The organism is Pseudoduganella rivuli (genome assembly GCF_009674485.1).
Taxonomy (GTDB): Bacteria; Pseudomonadota; Gammaproteobacteria; order Burkholderiales; family Burkholderiaceae_D; genus Rugamonas; species Rugamonas rivuli_B.
The window spans coordinates 138,245-158,053 of the sequence record NZ_WKJJ01000016.1; the positions used below are offsets into that span (position 1 = coordinate 138,245).

Consider the following 19,809-nt stretch of genomic DNA (forward strand, 5'->3'; position numbering starts at 1 on the left):
TAGGGCGGTTTCCGTGCAACGGAAGCCGCCATTTGCATGCATTTCGACGGCGCCGCCATGGCGGGTTTGTAAAACCCGCCCTACGTTGCCGCCGCGATCCGGTTAATTGAATTGCTTCAGGAAGCGCAAATCGCCTTCGTAGAACAGGCGCAGGTCGTTGATGCCGTAGCGCAGCATCGTCAGGCGCTCGAGGCCGGAGCCGAACGCGAAGCCGATGTACTTTTCCGGATCCAGGCCAAAGTTGCGCACCACGGTCGGGTGCACCTGGCCCGAGCCCGACACTTCCAGCCAGCGGCCCTTCAGCGGACCGGAGCCGAATGCAATGTCGATCTCGGCCGACGGTTCCGTAAACGGGAAATACGACGGACGGAAGCGCACTTGCAAATCGTCCGTTTCAAAGAAGGCTTTGACGAAATTCAGGTACACGCCCTTCAGGTCGGCAAAGGAAATGTCTTCGGCGATCCACAGGCCTTCGACCTGGTGGAACATCGGCGAGTGCGTCGCATCGGAATCCACGCGATACGTGCGGCCCGGCGCGATAACCTTGATCGGCGGCTTGCTGTTGCGGGCATAGCGCACCTGCATCGGCGACGTGTGCGTGCGCAGCAGCAGCGGCTTGCCCGTGCTGTCATTGCCGTCGATATAGAAGGTGTCCTGCATCGAACGGGCCGGGTGGTTTTCCGGGCTGTTCAATGCGGTGAAATTGGTCCAGTCGGTTTCGATTTCCGGGCCGCCGGCCACGTCGAATCCAATCGAGCGGAAGATCTGTTCCACGCGTTCCCAGGTACGCATCACCGGGTGGATGCCGCCGCCGGCGCGGCCGCGGCCAGGCAAGGTGACATCGATTTCCTCGGCATTCAGGCGTGCCTGCAACTGGGCTTCGGCCATGGCGTCACGGCGCGCGGTCAGCGCGGCTTCGATCTGCACTTTGGCGGCATTGATCAGGGCGCCCTGCGCTTTTTTCGCCTCGGGGTCCAGCTTGCCCAGGCCTTTCATCATTTCCGTGATCTGGCCGGTCTTGCCCAGGTATTTGGCTTTCGCGTTTTCCAGCGCGGCTGCGTCCGCGGCGGCGATAAAATCAGCACGGGCCGAGACGACGAGTTCTTCCAGGGTGTTCATCAGCAAAATTCCTGTCTTAGAAACCAAAAACGGGGCACAGGTTCACACCTTGCCCCGCTCTCAAGCGCTGCTTGCGCAGCGCGTCAGATCATGCGTATTAAGCAGCGATCTTGGCTTTAACGGTGTTAACAATCGCAGCGAAAGCTGGCTTGTCGAACACAGCCATATCGGCCAGGACTTTACGGTCCAGTTCGATGTTGGCTTTTTTCAGGCCGTTCATGAACACGCTGTAGGTCACGCCATGTTCACGCGTTGCCGCGTTGATACGGGTGATCCACAGGGCGCGGAATACGCGCTTCTTGTTACGACGGTCGCGGTAGGCGTACTGGCCAGCGCGCATCACTGCTTGCTTGGCAATACGGTATACCTTGCTGCGACGGCCGCGGTAACCCTTGGCCAGGTTCAGTACTTTTTTATGACGGGCACGCGCAGTAACCCCACGTTTTACTCGAGGCATAGTAGCTCCTTAAATGAGTGTGAGATTAAGCGGATGGCATCATTGCGTAGACGCGTTGAACGTCCGTCGCATCGATGTTACGGGTACCACGCAGCTGACGCTTGTTTTTGGTGGTTTTCTTGGTCAGGATGTGGCGTTTGAAAGCCATACCCGATTTCACAGTACCACCTGGACGCACGCGAAAACGCTTTTTCGCGGAGCTTTTGGTCTTCATTTTTGGCATAACACATCTGTCCTCTCGGACAGCTCCAAAGTAACAGGATTGCAGGTGGCAACAACTATGTCGCGCTTGGGTGCCTGCTTTCACTTGTCGATGCAGCGGCCTGGAAGCCACTACACTTCGCACACGGTAAAGTGCGCAAATTCAATACAAATTCCAGCGGCCGTTTGCCTTTTCTCAAAGGCAAGCGTCACTGGAATCCGCGATTGTATCTTATTTTTTCTTCTTCGGGGCCAGAATCATGATCATCTGGCGGCCTTCCATCTTCGGGAATTGCTCGACCTGGCCATGCGGCTCGAGGTCAGCCTTCAGACGTTCCAGCATACGGAAGCCAATATCCTGGTGCGCCATTTCACGGCCGCGGAAACGCAGCGTGATCTTGGTTTTATCGCCATCCTCGAGGAATTTCACGAGGTTGCGCAGCTTGATATTGTAATCGCCATCATCGGTACCAGGACGGAATTTGACTTCCTTCACGGTAATGACTTTTTGCTTCAGTTTTGCTTCGTGAGCTTTCTTTTGCTCCGAATATTTGAACTTGCCGTAGTCCATCAGACGGCAGACCGGCGGAGTCGCGTTAGGCGCGATTTCCACCAGGTCGACGTTCGCCTCTTCCGCCAGGCGGAAGGCTTCGGCCAGGCTCACGATACCGAGCGCTTCATTGTTCACGCCCGATAAACGCATTTCCGGGTACGTGATTTCGCCATTGATGCGATGCTGCTTGTCAGTAGCTATTGTCTTTTCCTTCACAATTGATGAAAGGCCGGTATGCGAGTTTCCTCGGATCAGGCTTTGGTTGCGACGTCTTGCTGAAGACGTTCCACCAGGGCGTCGATGGACATTACGCCCAGATCGACATTGCCACGCGCCCGCACGGCCACAGTATTAGCATCCCGCTCCTTGTCCCCTACGACCAAAATGTAAGGCATTTTTTGGACGGAATGTTCGCGTATTTTATACGTAATTTTTTCGTTCCGCAAATCGGTCTGGACGCGGAAGCCCTGTTTACGCAGCTGGCTAGCGACATCCTGCACGTAGTCGGCCTGTGCATCGGAGATGTTCAGGATCGACACTTGCACCGGGGCCAGCCACATTGGCAACGCGCCCGCATAGTTCTCGATCAGGATGCCGATGAAGCGCTCCAGCGAGCCGACGATCGCGCGGTGCAGCATGACCGGGGTCTTGCGGCTGTTGTCCATTGCGACATATTCGGCGCCCAGGCGCCCCGGCATGAAGAAGTCCACCTGCATGGTGCCCACCTGCCATGGGCGGCCCAGCGAATCCTTCAAGTGGTACTCGATCTTCGGACCATAGAACGCGCCCTCGCCCGGCAATTCGGTCCAGGTCACGCCGCACGCGCGCAGGCCGGCGCGCAGCGCCTCTTCCGCCTCGTCCCACACGGCGTCGTCGCCGATGCGGTTGTCCGGACGCAGCGCCAGCTTGACATCGATGTTATCGAAGTGGAAGTCCTTATAGACATCCATGGCTTGCTGGTGGAAGGCCACCACTTCCGGCTCGATCTGCTCGTGGGTGCAGAAAATGTGGCCGTCATCCTGGGTAAAGCCGCGTACGCGCATGATGCCGTGCAGCGCACCGGACGGCTCGTTGCGGTGACACTGGCCGAACTCGCCGTAGCGCAGTGGCAAGTCGCGGTACGAGCGCAGGTCGCTATTGAAGATCTGCACGTGCCCCGGGCAATTCATCGGCTTCAGCGCGTACGAACGGTTTTCCGATTCCGTCACGAACATGTTTTCACGGTAGTTTTCCCAGTGGCCGGTCTTGCCCCACAGCGAAGCGTCGAGGATTTGCGGCGCCTTGACTTCCTGGTAGCCATTGTCCTGGTACTTCTTGCGCATGTATTGCTCGACCTGTTGCCAGATGGTCCAGCCTTTCGGATGCCAGAACACCAGGCCCGGCGCTTCATCCTGGAAGTGGAAGAAATCCAGCTGCTTGCCCAGCTTGCGGTGGTCGCGCTTTTCCGCCTCTTCCAGCATGAACAGGTATTGTTCCTGGTCTTCCTTCTTCGCCCACGCGGTGCCGTAGACACGCTGCAGCATTTCATTTTTCGAATCGCCGCGCCAGTAGGCGCCAGCCAGCTTCATCAGCTTGAACACTTTCAGCTTGCCGGTCGACGGCACGTGCGGACCACGGCACAGGTCGGTGAAACCACCTTCCGAGTACAGCGACACGTCCTGGTCGGCAGGAATCGATGCGATGATTTCCGCCTTGTAGTGCTCGTTGATGGACTTGAAGTACGCCACGGCCTCATCGCGCGGCAACACCTTGCGCTCGACCTTTTCATCCTTTTTCGCCAGTTCGGTCATTTTCTTTTCAATGGCAACCAGGTCGTCCGGGGTGAACGGGCGCTTGTACGAGAAGTCGTAGTAGAAGCCGTTTTCAATGACCGGGCCGATCGTCACCTGCGCGTCCGGGAACAGTTCCTTGACGGCATACGCCAGCAGGTGGGCGGTCGAGTGGCGGATCACGTCCAGGCCTTCCGGATCCTTGTCGGTCACGATGGCCAGGTCGACATCCTTGTCGATCAGGAACGACGTGTCGACGACCTTGCCGTCAACCTTGCCGGCCAGGGCGGCTTTGCCCAGGCTGGTGCTGATGTTGGAGGCCACCTGGGCCACCGTTACGGGCGCGTCAAATTGACGAACGGAACCATCGGGAAGTCGGACTGCAACCATTATGCTCTCCAAGCGGCGTGATGCCGGATTAAGGGTATTACAATGAAAAGAAGGAAACGACAGACGAAAAAAAACGCGGGCCAGCCGCGTTTTCTTTCAGATGTGACAAGACGAAGAAAGCCGATCGACTAGCGTGACGTACTAACCTTGGTAGTAGTTCGCGGTGTCATAACCGGATTGCCTTTCTCGCTCTTATACAACAGTGGTGTTGGTGGTGGGCGGTGCAGAATTCGAATCTGCGACCCCCTGGATGTCGACCAGGTATTCTAACCAGCTGAACTAACCGCCCTTGGTACTGATCAAATCTTACTACATGTTCTGGTGGGCGGTGCAGAATTCGAATCTGCGACCCCTTGGATGTCGACCAAGTATTCTAACCAGCTGAACTAACCGCCCTGAGGTGCTACAACTTCATACTGCTTTTTACCGCTACTGCTGAAAACTGGTGGGCGGTGCAGAATTCGAATCTGCGACCCCCTGGATGTCGACCAGGTATTCTAACCAGCTGAACTAACCGCCCGAGAGCCAGCATTATAGTGACGGAAACCTTGCCCCGCAAGAGCGGAATGCAATGTAGATTGTAAAAACATTGCGCAAACGTCGTATGTTATAGTCAGGAGCTATTCCGATAGAGCAACGCGATGAAATTCCTGATCCCATTTTTAACCGCCCTGCTGCTGTCGCTGACGGCTCAAGCTGCCGAGCATGGCACGCCGGATGAAGCTGTCGCGCTGATCAACAAGACGGCCGCGTATCTGATCGATGAGGGCCCGGAAAAGACCTTCTTTGAAGTCAGCAACCCCAAGGGCCGCTTCATTTACCGCGACATCTATGTCGTGATCTACGATCTGCAGGGCAAGATCATGGCGCACGGCATGACGCCGCGGCTGGTCGGCCTGAACGCGATGGACTATCGCGACGACGACGACAAGCAATTCGTGCGCGACATCATCGAGCGCGCCGGCAAAGGCCAGCATGGCCCCGTGGATTTCAAATGGGTGCACCCGCAAACGCAGCGCTTGCACGCCAAGTCCGCCTACTTCCGCCAGGTCGGCCTGTATGTGATCACGGCCGGCATCTACAAGTAACTCCATGTCCGGCGCCCCCGACTCCACCCACCTGCACGCCCACCTCGACGGCGACGCGCATTACCAGCACCAGTCCGGCAAGCGCAGCCTGAAGACCTTGTCGTGGGCGCTGGCGCTGACGCTGGGTTTCGCCGGCGTCGAAGCGGTGGCCGGCTTCATGTCCGGCTCGCTGGCGCTGGTATCGGACGCCGGCCACATGCTGACGGACGCGGCGTCGCTGGCGCTGGCGCTGCTGGCGCAATACATGACGCGCCGGCCGCCGTCGGAACGCTACTCGTTTGGCTATGGCCGCGCCGAAGCGCTGGCAGCCTTCGTCAATGGCCTGGCCATGCTGGTGGTGGTGGCGTGGATCCTGTACGAAGCCATACATCGCCTGACGGAACCGCACGCCGTCCAGGGCGGCGCCGTCATGGCGGTGGCGGCGATCGGCCTGCTCATCAACGTGGCCGTGGCGTGGGTCCTGTCGCGCGACCAGGACAGCATGAATGCGCGGGCCGCGCTGGTCCACGTGCTGGGCGATTTGCTGGGATCGGTGGCCGCGCTGGCGGCCGGCGCCATCATTTATTTCACGGGCTGGATGCAGGCCGACCCGCTGCTGTCCGTGCTGGTCGCGCTGCTGATCCTGAAATCCACGTTCAGCATCCTGCGCGAGTCCTATCTCCACCTGATGGAAGGCGTGCCGGACCAGCTCGACTATGCCGCCGTGGGCGCCGACATGGAAATGATTAACGGCGTCGCGTCCGTGCATGATTTGCACGTGTGGGCCATGTCGCCGGGACAGCCGGCGCTGATCGGCCACGTGAGCATTTGCGAGATGGCGGCGTGGCCGCGCATCCTCGAAGAGATCCGCGCCATGCTGCTGGAAAAGCACGGCATCGACCATGTCACCCTGCAGCCGGAACCAGCCAATTGATTGAAGGAAATCCTTATAGCGAAATCAGCAACGCCCGATAGGCGCTCCGCTGCCGTCCCGCTACAGTCCTTTTCCAACGCGAGTATTCCGGTTCCGGCGCACGGGTTTTCACCCGTGCGCCTGTTGGCGCTTCCGGACTTCTTTTTGCATTGTTAATTTAGGTAAATTCTGGATGTAGTGCAGTAACGGCATGCTAGCCTGACCGCACGAAAACAGGCAGGAGCGCAACAATGAAACTTCACGATTTACGGGTCGGCACCCGCCTGGCGCTGGGTTTTGGCGTGGTGCTGGCGCTGTTGCTGGCGATAGCCGCCATCGGCCACTGGCGCTTGCAGACCATGGGCGACTTGATCAGCCGCATGCATGCCGAGGGCATGGCGAAGGAGCGGCTGGCGTCCGAGTGGCACAGCCTGACCCACGTGAATGGCGCCCGCACCATCGGCGTGATTTCCAGCGCGGACGCGGACGAACGCCGGCGCGTCGAACAGCACATCGAACAGGCCAGCAAGCGCATCGGCGTCATCCAGCAGCAACTGGAAAACATGATCGCCAGCGATGACGAGCGCGCACTCTATGCCGATATCGGCAGCCGCCGGAACACATACCGGCAAGCGCGCAGCGCCGTGTTTGCCGCCAGGGATGGTGGCGACGCGGCGGCGGCGCTCCGGCTGACAACGGCGCAACTGGAACCGGCGCTGAACGCCTACCTGGCCGCCATCGATGGCTTGAAACAGCGGCAAAGCAGCCACATCGAAACGCTGGCGACGGAAGCGGAACAGCAATACCGGACCGGCCAGACCCTGCTGCACGTCCTCAGCGCGGCGGCGCTGCTGGCTGGCGCCGCGTTCGCGTGGTGGATCGCGCGCTCGATTGCACGCCCGATCCGGCGCGCGATGCGCATTGCCCAATCGGTTGCGGCGGGCGACTTGAGCACGCCGATTGCCGTCCACTCCGCCGATGAAACGGGACAATTGATGCAGGCGCTAAAAGACATGAGCGCCAGCCTGTCATCCATCGTGCAGCAAGTGCGCAGCGGCGCCGACACGATCGCCTCCGCCTCGGGCCAGATGGCCGTTGGCAGCAGCGACCTGGCCACGCGCACGGAACAGCAAGCCGCGTCGCTGGAGGAAACCGCGAACTCGATGCATGAACTGGTGGCCGCCGTCAAACGCAACGCCCTGCACTCGCACAAGGCCGACCAACTGGCGCAGGAAGCGGCCGATGCCGCGAGCCAGGGCGGCGCGGTCATGACGGACGTGGTGGACATCATGGCCTCGATGAACGGCGCGTCGCGCCAGATCGTGGAAATCATTGGCGTCATTGACGGCATCGCCTTCCAGACCAATATCCTGGCATTGAATGCCGCCGTCGAAGCGGCGCGCGCGGGCGAACAGGGGCGCGGTTTCGCCGTGGTGGCGTCCGAAGTGCGCAGCCTGGCGCAACGCAGCGCCGCCGCCGCCCGGGAAATCAAGGCGCTGATCGACACGTCCGTGGCACAGGTCGACGTCGGCACCCGCCGGGTCGAACAGGCCGGGGCCACCATGACCAACATCGTCTCCCGCATCGGCGAAGTCACCGCCATCATGGGCGACATCACGCGCGCCAGCCAGGAACAAAGCAGCGGCATCGAACAAGTCAACCAGTCGGTCGCGGCGATGGACCAGGTCACGCAGCAAAATGCCGCACTGGCGGAAGAAGCCGCCACGACGGTCGCCTCGCTGCACGAGCAGGCCGACCAGCTGGCGCACCTGGTCAGCGTGTTCAAGCTGCCGGACGCGATGCGGCAGCCGACATTGGCGATCTTCAACGGGCCGCCAGCCATACTGCCAGAAGCAGCCGCGCAATCAGGCCAGGCCAGCCGCGCGGCAAAACTATCTTATTAAAAGTGAATGCTTTATTTGCAAGTTCTTGTGCGCATTGATATATTTCCACTGGTTAATTATTTCCCAGAGGATATCAATGAAGAAACCACTGTTCGTCGCAGCATTGCTGGCCGCCAGCGCCAGCGCCCAAGCCGCCTGGGTCACGACCGACCTGGGTGAGGGCGTCTTTCCCAATCTTACCGGCGTCAACGGTACCGTGATCGGCGGCCGCGATATGGCCGACCGGTGGGCCGCCTTCCGCACCACGCCCGCCGGCGTGCAAAACCTGCCGCTGACGGACACCGGCTACAGCCGCCCGACCGCCATTAACGGCCTGGGTCATATCACCGGCTACGCCTATAAAACAAGCGGCAAGGGCTATGGCTTTTTGTACCGAGATGGCGTCGTGACCGAACTGAGCCTGGGCGGCGACTATGTCTACGCCCCACTGGTCAACAACGCCGGACTGGTGGCCGGCGCAGGCCTGCTGCCGGACAACACGGACATGCATGCCTTCACCTACAACCGCGGCACGCTGACCACGCTGCCCATTTCCGGCCCCGAACTCGAGGTGACCGGCCTGAACGCAAGCGGCCAGATCTTGGGCCATGGCATCCCGGTGGGCAATGGCTCCCATACCTTCCTGTACAGTGACGGCACTGTCACGGACCTGGGCACCGTTCCAGGTTATACGCATAGCGTCGCCACCGCCATCAACGACGCGGGCCAGGTGGCGGGGTGGGCAGGCATGGATACCTGGTATCCCCTGCGCGCCTTCCGCTACAGCGGTGGCGTATTGACCGACCTGGGCACGCTGGGCGGACCAACCAGCGGCGCCCTGGCCATCAATGGCAAAGGTCACGTGGTGGGACTCGCCGATACCGGACAGGCGTACCTCTTCCACGCGTTCTGCACGATGGCGAAAAAATGGTGGACCTGGGCACGCTGGGCGGCGATTTGAGCTATGCCACCCACATCAACGGCGCCGGCCAGATCCTGGGCCTGACGTCGACGGCGGACGGCAACGCCACGGAATTCCTGTATGAAAATGGCACGATGTACGACATCGCGGACCTGGCCACCGGCTACACTCAGATCAACCAGACCAGCCTCAGCGAATCCGGCCAGATTGCCGGCATGGGCCTGGTCAACGGGAAGTGGCATGGGTTCCTGCTGACCTGGGTACAGGATGCGGCGCCCCAGTCCACAGCCATGAAAACCGCCGGCCTGACGGTGACGGACAGCAGCCAGCACGGCAATACCACAGCCAAACCCCGCGCGTCGATTGCGGCCCACCGCGCAGCCCTGTGCCATCATGTCAGCCTGGCAAAGGGCGCGCAGTACGTGCCGCCTTATTGCGCCGCCAAACCGAAGAAGTCAGCGAAGCAATAAGCAAGGCAGGCCCGCATCCGGGCCTGCAACGCGCGTCAGCCGCGGCGCGCTTCCTGCACGCCCGGCACTTCGGCTATCGCGGCCAGCGCTCGTTGCAAGTGCGCGGTGGACGCGATTTCCGCTGTAAACGTCATGCGCGCCTGCCCTTTCGCGCTTTGCGTATTGACGCCGATGACGTTGAGCTTTTCACGCGAAAATACTTCGGAGATATCGCGCAACAAGCCCTGGCGGTCGCCCGCCAGCACGAAGATGCCGACCGGGTAGACGGTTTCGGACACGCCCCGTCCCCACTCCGTCACGATGACCCGCTCCGGCGCCTTGGCGCGCATTTCCGCGAAATTCTTGCAGCTGGCGCGGTGGATCGACACGCCCTTGCCGCGCGTGACGAAACCAATGATGGGATCCGGCGGCGCCGGTTTGCAGCACTTGGCCAGTTGCGTCATCAAGCCATCGGTGCCGACCACCAGCACACCCGACTTGGCGCCCTGCTCCACGCTGGAGGCGCGGCTCTTGCCGACAAAGACTTCGTCGGCGGGTTCGGCCGGTTCGCCCGTATCGTGCAGCGCCTGTTCCACGTGGCGCAGGCTGAACTCCTCCTTGCCCACCGACAGGAACAATTCGTCGACTTTGGAAAAACCCAGCTTGGCCGCCAGCGCTTCCAGGTTGACGGCGGTCTTGCCCTCGCGCTGCAAACTCTTTTCCACCTGCGAGCGGCCATGCGCCAGGGTTTCCTGCATGTCGATCGCATGGAACCACGCACGCACCTTGGAGCGCGTGCGGTTGCTGGCCGTATAGCCGGGGCTGAGCCAGTCGCGCGACGGACCGGCAGTGCCGGGCGCGCCCTTGGCCGTGATGATTTCCACGGTCTGGCCGGTTTTCAGCTGCGTATTGAGCGGCACCATGACGCCGTCGACCTTGGCGCCACGGCAGCGGTGGCCGACGTCGCTGTGCAAGTGGTAGGCGAAATCGATCGGCGTCGCGCCGACCGGCAATTCCAGCACGCGCGCCTGCGGCGTCAGCACATAGATGCGGTCGTCCAGCGACGCGGACTTGAGCTTTTCCACCCATTCGCGCTGCACTTCCTCCTGCCCGACCACGTGTTCGGCCACGTCGGATTTCCACGCCAGCAGCTGGCGCAGCCACGCGATTTTTTCATCGTACTTCTGGCCCTGGAAGTTGGAACCGCCCGCTTCCTTGTAGCGCCAGTGCGCCGCCACGCCATACTCGGCAAACTGGTGCATTTCCTGCGTGCGGATCTGCACTTCCAGCGGCCGGCCATCGTCGGCCGTCACCACCGTGTGCAGCGAACGGTAGCCGTTTTGCTTGGGACGGGAAATGTAATCGTCGAATTCTTTCGGGATCGGCGTCCAGATATTGTGGACCACGCCCAGCACGGTATAGCACGTCTTGATGTCGGGGACGATCACGCGGAACGCGCGCACGTCGTACAATTCCGTGAAATCCAGTTCCTTGCCGCGCATCTTGCTCCAGATCGAGTAGATGTGCTTGGGCCGGCCAAACACTTCGGCTTCGATGCCGGCTGCGGCCAGTTCCTTTTGCAAGCGTTCGATCGATGCCGACACGAAGCTTTCGCGCAGCATGCGCTTTTCTTCCAGCATCTTGGCGATGCGTTTATACGTTTCCGGCTCGATGAAGCGGAACGAAAGGTCTTCGAGCTCCCACTTCAATTGCCAGATGCCGAGGCGGTTCGCCAGCGGCGCGTAATAATCGAGGGTTTCGCGGCCGTACGCGTGCGTGACGTCGTCGAAACGCTTGATGTCGGCAAAATAGCGCAGCGACGTCAGGCACGACGCCAGCCGCACCAGCACCACGCGCATGTCGGTGGCCATCGCCAGCAACATCTTGCGCAAGGTTTCCACTTGCGCGACGGCCTGCTGCGACGCGTTCTTGCCCCGGCCGATCCCGCCGGCCGGCTGGTTTTGCGTCAGTTCGCGCATGCGGATCAATTGCCGCACGCTGTTGACCAGCTCGGCCACATGTTCGCCGAACAGCGGTTCGATGCGCGGCGCCATGGTGGGATCGAGCAGGGTCAGCTCGAACATCATGCCGGCAATGCGGGAATCCGCGTCGGTATTGAGGAACGCCAGCGTATTGGCCACGGCCACGGCGAATTCCACCGCCGGCTGGCCGCTGGTGCACACTTTGTCGCCATACAATTCGCTGGCCTGGTCAAGCGCCGCCAGCACACGCGCTCCTTCATCGGCGGACAAGCCTTGCACCAGCTGGTCCGAAGTTGCGCTGTTCAGCGCTGCGATAGAAACCATGAAACCTCTGAATTACTGTGTTGCTGTGGCCTGACAGGCGCAGGCGGCCGACAGGCGTTGCCTGCCCGCCACCCGGGACACATCGTTTGCGGTGATTAAGCCTGGGCGGCCACGACCACCATCTCCACCAGCCACTTTGGATCGGCCAGTTTGGCTTGCACGGTGGCGCGCGGCGGCGTGGCGCCTTGCACGACCCACTCTTCCCACACGGCGTTCAGCGCAGGGAACAGCGCCAGGTCGGTGATGTAGATCTGCGTCATCAGGATGCGCGACTTGTCGCTGCCGGCTTCGGCCAGCAGCTTATCGATACTGGCCAGCACTTCGCGGGTCTGGCCCGTGATGTCGGCGTCAGGGTTGCCTGCTGCAACTTGGCCGGCCAGGTATACGGTGCCATTGTGGATCGAGGCTTCGGACAGGCGCTTGCCTACGTGCAGTCGTTTGATTTCCATTGCTATCTTTCGTTTATGAGTTGAGTAAAAATTCCCGTGCAATCGCGATCTGGTCGTCATGCACGAAGGTTGGAGCGTGACCGACGTCCGGTATCTCCACCAGCGTGGCTTTTGGCCCGCGCTGCGTCATGTTGTCCGCCGTCGCGCGCGACAGCAGGTCGGATTGGGCGCCGCGCACCAGCAGGGTCGGGCAGCGGATCGCGTCGTACGCGGCCCACAGCGCGGCCTGGTCCGCTTCCGCGGTTTCAATGGTGGTCGAGCGGAAGGGTTGGGCCAGGCCCAGGTCATAGTGGCGCGTCCACTGGCCATCGCTGTCCTGCACCAGCACGTCGGCGGCCAGCTTGTGCCACTCGGCGTCCGTGTGGGGACCGAAGGTCAGTGAAATGTCGCGCACGAATTTGGCAGCCATCTCGAAGGTCGGAAAGCGCACGTCCTGGCCGATGTAATCGCCGATGCGCTGCAACGCCGCGCCATCCAATGTGGGGCCGATGTCGTTCAACACCAGGCGGCTGATGGGGCTGTCCGGCAGCGACGCCAGGCCCATGCCGATCAGGCCGCCCATCGACGTGCCGAACCAGTGCACGTCCTTGCGTTCCGTGTGTCCAGTGACTGCGGCAATCAACGTCACCATGTCGGCCACGTATTGCGGCAGGCGGTACAGTTGGGGATTGCGCAGGCGGCCGGAGCGGCCGCGGCCCACGACGTCGGGGCATACCACGCGGTACTTGTCCGCCAGCGCGCGCGCCAGGTTGTCGAAATCGTCTGAAACGCGGGTCACGCCGTGCACGCAAATGAGCACGTCGGGATTATCCGCCTCCCCCCATTCCTTGTACGCCATCTGGTGCAAGCCGCTCAGGGAGATGCATTGCACAGACTTTATTTTCGCTTCAAGCATGCCCATTCCTTTTTTTCAATGCGACATTTTACAGGGTTACACGTAAAATCCTAAACCAGTGTAGCTCAGGCCTTTCCCTATAGACAATATAGACAACCGCAAGGAACATCCATGACCGCATCCCTCCTCAAAGGCAAGACCGCACTCGTTACCGGCTCCACATCCGGCATTGGACTGGGCATGGCCCGCTCCCTGGCCGCCGAAGGCGCCAACATCATCTTCAACGGTTTTGGCGACACCCATGAAATCGCCCAGCTGCAAAGCGCCACGGCCAAAGAATTCGGCGTACAAACGGCGTACCACAATGCCGACATGTCCAAGGCGTCGGAAATCGAAACACTGTTCGCGTTTGCCGCCGACCGCTTCGGCGGCATCGATGTCCTCGTCAACAATGCCGGCATCCAGCATGTGGCCAACGTGGAAGATTTTCCTGTCGACAAGTGGGATGCGATTATCGCCATTAACCTGACGTCCGCCTTCCATACGACGCGCCTGGCGCTGCCCTACATGCGCAAGAAAAACTGGGGCCGCATCATCAACCTGGCCTCCGCGCACGGCCTGGTCGGGTCGGCCGGCAAGTCCGCCTATGTGGCGGCCAAGCACGGCCTGGTGGGGCTGACCAAGGTCACCGCGCTGGAAACCGCGCAAACCGGCGTCACCTGCAACGCGATCTGCCCGGGCTTCGTGCTGACGCCGCTGGTGCAAAAGCAGGTCGATACGCGCGCACTGAAGGAAGGCTTGACCAACGACGAGGCGAAAAAAGCCTTGTTGGCTGATAAGCAACCCTCCGGCGAATTCGTGACGCCGGAAGAACTGGGCGGGCTGGCCGTGTTCCTGTGCTCCGACGCGGCCAAGCAGGTGCGCGGTGTGGCGTGGAACATGGATGGCGGCTGGGTCGCGCAATAACCACGGCTATGTCTGATATCACGCATACGTATTATCCGTATGCGTGATAGCCACAATAGATGACTTGACCGCTTTGGCGGAAGATCGCTCCCATCAAATCAAACCAGGGGGACGCGATCATGAACAAGAAACCGTTTTACAAAATTCTCTACGTACAAGTGCTGTTCGCCATTCTGGCGGGCGTGCTGATGGGCATTTACCTGCCCACCGATGCGGTGGCCATGAAGCCGCTCGGCGATGGCTTCATCAAGCTGATCAAAATGATCATCGCACCGGTGATCTTCTGCACCGTGGTGGCCGGTATTGCCGGTATGCAGGACGTCAAGAAAATCGGCCGCGTCGGCGGCAAGGCGCTGCTGTACTTCGAAGTGGTCTCCACTTTCGCCCTGGTGATCGGCCTGATCGTGGCCAACGTGCTGCGCCCGGGTGACGGCTTCAACGCCGACCCGCACACGCTGGACACCAAAGCCATCGCGCAATACACGGAAAAAGCCAAATCGCAGACCACGCAGGACTTCGTGATGAACATCATCCCGAACACCTTCGTCGATGCGTTTGCCAAGGGCGACATCCTGCAAGTGCTGCTGATCGCGATCCTGTTCGGCTTCGCCCTGTCGCTGATGGGTGAGCGCGGCAAACCTGTGACGAAATTCATCGATGACATTGCCCACGTGATCTTCGGCATGGTCAACATCGTCATGAAAGTCGCTCCGATCGGTGCATTCGGCGCCATGGCCTTCACCATCGGCAAATACGGCATCGCTTCGCTGAAACCGCTGGCTGCCCTGATGGGTTCGTTCTACCTGACTTGCTTCCTGTTCGTGTTCGTCGTGCTGGGCGCCATTGCCAAGATGACCGGCTTCTCGATCACCCGCTTCATTTCGTACATCAAGGAAGAATTGCTGATCGTGCTGGGCACCAGCTCGTCGGAAAGCGCGCTGCCTTCGCTGATGCGCAAACTGGAAAAACTGGGCTGCTCCAAGCCAGTGGTCGGCCTGGTGGTACCAACCGGCTACTCGTTCAACCTGGACGGCACCAACATCTACATGACGATGGCTGCCCTGTTCGTGGCACAGGCAACCAACACCGAACTGACGCTGGCGCAGGAACTGACCATCCTGGGCGTGGCCATGCTGACTTCCAAAGGCGCTTCCGGCATCACCGGCGCCGGCTTCATCACCCTGGCCGCAACCCTGGCTGTGGTGCCGACGATTCCAGTGGCCGGCATGGCGCTGATCCTGGGTATCGACCGCTTCATGAGCGAATGCCGCGCCCTGACCAACTTCGTCGGCAACGGTGTGGCGGCGGTGGTGGTGTCGAAGTGGGAAAAAGAACTGGATGTCGCAACCATGCAACGTGAACTGGCCAATCCGTCCCCGATTGGCGAGGTCTCGGAAGCGACGCCGGTCGCCAAGGTAGCCTGATTAGCTAGCCTGATTTTCCATCCTTGCAGTTCTTGACGGCACGCCTCGGCGTGCCGTTTTTTTATTTAGCGGCTGCGGCGGCGCAGTCCACCCAGGCCGATCAGTCCCGTCATCATCAACAGGACGGAAGCCGGTTCCGGCAAGCCGACGCGGACATCGTCAATCGCGGCGGCGGAAAATCCGGAAGTCCGGTTGGCCGTGGCAAACGCGTAATAACGCACTTCGTCGAATCCCCCCACGTCGGCCAGCCCCAGGATGGCGCCATCCGGCTTCGAGAAATTGCCGCTGCCGGTCTGTACGCCATTGTTGTACGTCTTCCAGTACCCGTTCAAATTCAGGTAACCGGTGCCGGCCGCGAATTCCACGTTGTAGAAATCCGACCCGTCGGTGCGGCGGATGCTGATGTACGCATTGTTGCCGGCCGTCGCCATGTAATTGCCGGCAAAAGCGGGGCTCAGTTCGCTCGGGTCGTCATAGCAATCGATTCCCGCATAGCCGCAGCCATTGTTGTTGGCGGAACCGGTATAGCTGAACAGCAGGCCGCCCTCCGCGTAATTGTTGGACAGCGTGATATTGCTGCCGAAATTGGCGCTGTAGACGGGATCCCATACCGCGGAACCCTGCCCAAAGGTGGCGACCACCGTGGCCGATGCCTGGCCGCCCGCCAGCAGCGACGCGGCCAGCGCCAGATGTCGTAACGTCTTGTTCATGCTTGTCTCTTTTATGGTTGTTTGATGAAGTCCACGGCATCCCACGCATAGCCGGGACTCAGGTATTTCACGCCCGACGAGCCGCTGATGGCGGTCAGGGTCAGCACGTTGTCCCCGACCACCAGTTCGCTGGCGGGGACGTTGAAGGTGTAGAGGGTGTTGTTGCCCCGGTACGTCCCCACCGTCAAGGTGCGGGTCGACGGTTGTGTCGACGCGGCCGGGTTGGCCGGGATCCAGCCATTGATTTGCGGTTTCGGACGCCCGCCCGCATAGGCCGCCGTAATACCCAGGCGTAATTGATAATTGGCGATCTCGCTTTGCTTCAGCTTGAAACGGACCGTCAGCGTGCCGTTGACGTCTTTCCACTGGTACGCGGGGAAGCCGGTAGCCGCGGCGGACGTGCCCACCGTGTAATCCGGCGGCACCCACGATGCCATGCGCACATCGGACGGGTGCATGGTGGTGAGTTTGGCGCCATTGATGAATTCGGTCGGCGTGCCATCCCAGTCGCCGATGCGCCACTGTGCGACTGCCTTGCTGGGGTCGCCCGCTGCCACATCGATGGTGTTCAGCGCCACGGTGCCGCCCGCCGACACCGTCACGTTTTGCGTCGCCACCACATATTCATTCTTGTACACCTTCAGCGTGTACGTACCGGGCAGCATGCCCGTGCTGTCGAAATGCCCCGTGCCCGCATCCGCCCTGGCCCAGTATTGCGCCGTGCCGTTGGCAAAGCCCACCGTGTATTCATACGCCGGGTCCATGCCGGACAGGCCGACGCCGGCCACCCTGCCCCGTCCCGCCGCGCCGACGTAACCGGTCAAGCCCAGGCTGCCGAGGAAGGACGTGTCGCCCGCGTCCGGCACGCCGCCATTGTTGAATACCAGCGTGTACTGATTGAGGATGCTGGTGCGCAGGGCTTCCGTCTGCGCTTCGCCATAATTGACGATGTACGTGATTTCCTGGTTGGTCGACGTACCCTGGTTCAGCAGGCTGCGGTAAAACGGACCGCCGGAATTGCCTTCATTGTTGTCGCGCACCACCCACATGCCGACGCCGCCGGCATTGTTGGTGGCGCCGATGTATTGCCAATCCTTGAGGCGCATGTTCGAGTAATGCTTGGAACGGGTTTCGCCGTTCGGCAAGCCGAACACGTCCCCCGACTCCACCGTCGACGTGGTGCCGCGCAGGTCGGACGGCACGGGACCGTTCGGCAACGCACTGATGGGAATGCGCAGGATGAAGCGGGCCAGTCCCAGCGTGTTGGGCTCCGTCGTGAAATACGTGCCCATGTAGACATTGTTGACGCCCCGCTTGACGATGTAATAGTGCGTCAGGTTACCGGCCGTGACCGTCACCTTGACGACGTCGGCCCCCACCGTGGTGGCCGCCACGTTGACGGCGGACACACCCGTGTACAAATAATCGAAGCCGGAATTGACCTGGCTGCCGCGCGACTGGTCCTGGTATTGCACGCCGTTGTACACCATCGATGCGATGTCGCCGGCCGATTGCGTGCTGACGCCATTGTCGAGGCGGCGGATTTTCAGCACCAGTCCGGCGCCGGTATCGATCGTGTAAAAGTTGGCGTCTTCCGTCAGGCCGAACGTGTCGGCCACGGCGCCCATGCGGACGCTTTTCGTGCCGGCGGCCAGGCCGGCATCGGGCGCGCCGCCACAGGCTGTCATGAGGGCGCCGGTCGTCAGGGCGAGCGCAGCCATCCCTGCCACGGGGAATCGGGTCAATTGCATATTGTCTCCTGGTTATTTGATGTGATTGGCGGCGCCGCCAGGAGAGTATTCAATTGTCAGCAATGCATGGTCAACGGTGCACGCCGCGTGTGATGGAAAGAATCACACGGTTGATTGAGTGGAAACGATTTCGGGGGAAGCAGGAAGGAACGGCGTGGCAGGAACGCCACGCCGTCGGGTACGGCGGAGGGATTACAGCGCGGAGAAGTCCAGCTCGACGCCGGTCGCGGCGGCAATCTGTTCACGGGTGACGCCGGGCGCCAGTTCCGTGACTTTCAAGCCCGATGGCGTCACTTCCATCACACCCAGGTCCGTGATGACCAGGTCCACCACGCCGACACCGGTCAGCGGCAAGTCGCACTGCTTGAGCAGCTTGTGCGACGTGGAGCCATCCTTGGCCGTGGCCACGTGTTCCATCAGCACCACGACTTTTTTCACGCCAGCCACCAGGTCCATGGCGCCGCCCATGCCTTTGACCATCTTGCCCGGGATCATCCAGTTGGCCAGGTCGCCCTTTTCCGACACCTGCATCGCGCCCAGGATGGCCAGGTTGATCTTGCCGCCACGGATCATGCCGAACGAATCGGCCGAGCTGAAGTAGGCTGCGCCCGGCAGGGCGGTGACGGTCTGCTTGCCCGCGTTGATCAGGTCCGCATCGACCTGGTCATCGGTGGGGAACGGGCCGATGCCCAATAAACCGTTTTCCGATTGCAGGAACACTTCGATGTCCGCCGGCACATAGTTGGCCACCAGGGTCGGCAAGCCGATGCCCAGGTTCACATAAAAACCGTCCTGCAATTCCTTGGCTGCGCGCGCAGCCATTTGATCACGAGTCCATGCCATGTTCGTCTCCTCACTCAGTTGGCGCGTACGGTGCGCTGTTCGATACGTTTTTCCGGCGTCGCGTTGACCACGATGCGATGCACGAAAATCCCCGGCGTATGCACTTCATCCGGATCGATCTCGCCCACTTCCACCAGCTCTTCGACTTCCACGACAGTGATCTTGCCCGCGGCGGCCACGTTGGGATTGAAGTTGCGCGCGGTCTTGCGGTACAGCAGGTTGCCGGCCTTGTCGGCCTTCCACGCCTTCACCAGCGACACGTCGGCCACCAGTGCGCGTTCCATCACGTATTGCTCGCCATCGAATTCACGGATTTCCTTGCCATCGGCAACGATGGTGCCGACGCCGGTCTTGGTGAAGAAGGCCGGGATACCGGCGCCGCCGGCGCGCAGTTTTTCCGCCAGCGTGCCTTGCGGCGTGAATTCCAGTTCCAGTTCCCCGGCCAGGTATTGGCGCGCGAATTCCTTGTTTTCACCGACGTACGACGAAATCATTTTCTTGATCTGGCGGGTTTCCAGCAACTGGCCCAGGCCGAAACCATCGACGCCGGCATTGTTGGAAATCGCCGTCAAGCCTTTGGCGCCGCTGTCGCGCAGCGCGGCGATCAGGGCTTCGGGGATACCGCACAGGCCAAAACCACCGACCGCGATCGTCTGGCCGTCCTGGACGATGCCGGCCAGTGCGGCGGCGGCATCGGGATAAACTTTATTCATTTGGTGTCCCTTATCTTTTGATAGATTTGCACTGTTTCTGAAACGGATACCAGAATAGAATACGGCCTCTGAAAGTACAATACCGTAGA

At 60.8% G+C, this 19,809-nt stretch carries 19 protein-coding genes and 3 tRNA genes; 7 read left to right on the forward strand and 15 right to left on the reverse strand.

What is annotated here, in order from left to right; genetic code table 11:
- Window positions 1–102: 102 nt before the first annotated feature.
- From pheS to GJ700_RS23970, 8 genes are all read right to left on the reverse strand, one after another.
- Window positions 103–1,119 carry a phenylalanine--tRNA ligase subunit alpha gene (gene pheS, locus GJ700_RS23935; protein WP_154378656.1) on the reverse strand — a complete coding sequence of 339 codons (1,017 nt, stop codon included), beginning with the start codon at window positions 1,117–1,119 and terminating at the stop codon, window positions 103–105.
- Between the two features lie 97 nt (window positions 1,120–1,216).
- The gene (gene rplT / locus GJ700_RS23940; protein ID WP_154378658.1) at window positions 1,217–1,576 is read right to left on the reverse strand and encodes a 50S ribosomal protein L20; all 360 of its coding nucleotides are present in this window, start codon (window positions 1,574–1,576) and stop codon (window positions 1,217–1,219) included.
- A 25-nt stretch (window positions 1,577–1,601) separates the two neighbouring features.
- Window positions 1,602–1,799, reverse strand: a complete 198-nt coding sequence (gene rpmI, locus GJ700_RS23945) for a 50S ribosomal protein L35 (protein ID WP_056156036.1) — start codon at window positions 1,797–1,799, stop codon at window positions 1,602–1,604.
- 210 nt (window positions 1,800–2,009) lie between these two features.
- Window positions 2,010–2,546: a translation initiation factor IF-3 gene (gene infC, locus GJ700_RS23950; protein ID WP_371868101.1), complete on the reverse strand. Its 537-nt coding sequence runs from the start codon at window positions 2,544–2,546 to the stop codon at window positions 2,010–2,012.
- A gap of 35 nt (window positions 2,547–2,581) precedes the next feature.
- On the reverse strand, window positions 2,582–4,489 hold the full coding sequence (gene thrS / locus GJ700_RS23955; RefSeq protein WP_154378662.1) for a threonine--tRNA ligase: 1,908 nt from the start codon (window positions 4,487–4,489) through the stop codon (window positions 2,582–2,584).
- 212 nt (window positions 4,490–4,701) lie between these two features.
- Window positions 4,702–4,778 (reverse strand) — tRNA-Val (locus GJ700_RS23960).
- A 30-nt stretch (window positions 4,779–4,808) separates the two neighbouring features.
- A tRNA-Val gene (locus tag GJ700_RS23965) sits at window positions 4,809–4,885 on the reverse strand.
- 47 nt (window positions 4,886–4,932) lie between these two features.
- Window positions 4,933–5,009, reverse strand: a tRNA-Val gene (locus GJ700_RS23970).
- Between the two features lie 121 nt (window positions 5,010–5,130).
- Between GJ700_RS23970 and GJ700_RS23975 the strand changes: the two genes are divergently transcribed.
- The 5 genes from GJ700_RS23975 (at window position 5,131) to GJ700_RS23995 (ending at window position 9,744) form a co-directional block, all read left to right on the forward strand.
- Complete coding sequence (locus GJ700_RS23975; RefSeq protein WP_154378663.1) at window positions 5,131–5,577, forward strand: cache domain-containing protein; 447 nt, start codon at window positions 5,131–5,133, stop codon at window positions 5,575–5,577.
- A gap of 4 nt (window positions 5,578–5,581) precedes the next feature.
- Window positions 5,582–6,490 (forward strand): cation diffusion facilitator family transporter, encoded by a 909-nt coding sequence (locus GJ700_RS23980; protein ID WP_154378665.1) that lies wholly within the window; start codon window positions 5,582–5,584, stop codon window positions 6,488–6,490.
- Window positions 6,491–6,720: 230 nt separating this feature from the next.
- On the forward strand, window positions 6,721–8,373 hold the full coding sequence (locus tag GJ700_RS23985) for a methyl-accepting chemotaxis protein (protein WP_154378667.1): 1,653 nt from the start codon (window positions 6,721–6,723) through the stop codon (window positions 8,371–8,373).
- Window positions 8,374–8,449: 76 nt separating this feature from the next.
- The gene (locus GJ700_RS23990; RefSeq protein WP_154378669.1) at window positions 8,450–9,313 is read left to right on the forward strand and encodes a hypothetical protein; all 864 of its coding nucleotides are present in this window, start codon (window positions 8,450–8,452) and stop codon (window positions 9,311–9,313) included.
- A complete protein-coding gene (locus tag GJ700_RS23995; protein ID WP_154378671.1) occupies window positions 9,280–9,744 on the forward strand; it encodes a hypothetical protein in 465 nt (154 codons plus the stop codon). Before GJ700_RS23990 ends, GJ700_RS23995 begins: the two co-directional genes overlap by 34 nt.
- Window positions 9,745–9,779: 35 nt before the next feature.
- On the opposite strand, the gene GJ700_RS24000 is transcribed toward GJ700_RS23995, so the two are convergent.
- From GJ700_RS24000 to GJ700_RS24010, 3 genes are all read right to left on the reverse strand, one after another.
- Window positions 9,780–12,029: a RelA/SpoT family protein gene (locus tag GJ700_RS24000; protein ID WP_154378673.1), complete on the reverse strand. Its 2,250-nt coding sequence runs from the start codon at window positions 12,027–12,029 to the stop codon at window positions 9,780–9,782.
- A gap of 95 nt (window positions 12,030–12,124) precedes the next feature.
- On the reverse strand, window positions 12,125–12,478 hold the full coding sequence (locus GJ700_RS24005; protein WP_154378675.1) for a RidA family protein: 354 nt from the start codon (window positions 12,476–12,478) through the stop codon (window positions 12,125–12,127).
- A gap of 13 nt (window positions 12,479–12,491) precedes the next feature.
- Window positions 12,492–13,373 (reverse strand): alpha/beta fold hydrolase, encoded by an 882-nt coding sequence (locus tag GJ700_RS24010; protein ID WP_154378677.1) that lies wholly within the window; start codon window positions 13,371–13,373, stop codon window positions 12,492–12,494.
- A gap of 111 nt (window positions 13,374–13,484) precedes the next feature.
- Between GJ700_RS24010 and GJ700_RS24015 the strand changes: the two genes are divergently transcribed.
- On the forward strand, window positions 13,485–14,279 hold the full coding sequence (locus GJ700_RS24015) for a 3-hydroxybutyrate dehydrogenase (RefSeq protein WP_154378679.1): 795 nt from the start codon (window positions 13,485–13,487) through the stop codon (window positions 14,277–14,279).
- 119 nt (window positions 14,280–14,398) lie between these two features.
- Entirely contained in the window at window positions 14,399–15,703 is a 1,305-nt protein-coding gene (locus tag GJ700_RS24020) for a dicarboxylate/amino acid:cation symporter (RefSeq protein WP_154378681.1), read from the forward strand.
- A gap of 65 nt (window positions 15,704–15,768) precedes the next feature.
- Here the strand turns inward: GJ700_RS24020 and GJ700_RS24025 are convergent, their stop codons facing one another.
- The 4 genes from GJ700_RS24025 to GJ700_RS24040 form a co-directional block, all read right to left on the reverse strand.
- Window positions 15,769–16,413, reverse strand: coding sequence for a VPLPA-CTERM sorting domain-containing protein (locus tag GJ700_RS24025; protein WP_154378683.1), 645 nt, complete (start codon window positions 16,411–16,413; stop codon window positions 15,769–15,771).
- 11 nt (window positions 16,414–16,424) lie between these two features.
- Window positions 16,425–18,164, reverse strand: coding sequence for a rhamnogalacturonan lyase B N-terminal domain-containing protein (locus tag GJ700_RS24030; RefSeq protein ID WP_154378685.1), 1,740 nt, complete (start codon window positions 18,162–18,164; stop codon window positions 16,425–16,427).
- A 192-nt stretch (window positions 18,165–18,356) separates the two neighbouring features.
- Window positions 18,357–19,007 (reverse strand): CoA transferase subunit B, encoded by a 651-nt coding sequence (locus GJ700_RS24035; RefSeq protein ID WP_154378687.1) that lies wholly within the window; start codon window positions 19,005–19,007, stop codon window positions 18,357–18,359.
- Between the two features lie 14 nt (window positions 19,008–19,021).
- On the reverse strand, window positions 19,022–19,720 hold the full coding sequence (locus tag GJ700_RS24040; RefSeq protein ID WP_154378689.1) for a CoA transferase subunit A: 699 nt from the start codon (window positions 19,718–19,720) through the stop codon (window positions 19,022–19,024).
- Window positions 19,721–19,809: the final 89 nt, after the last annotated feature.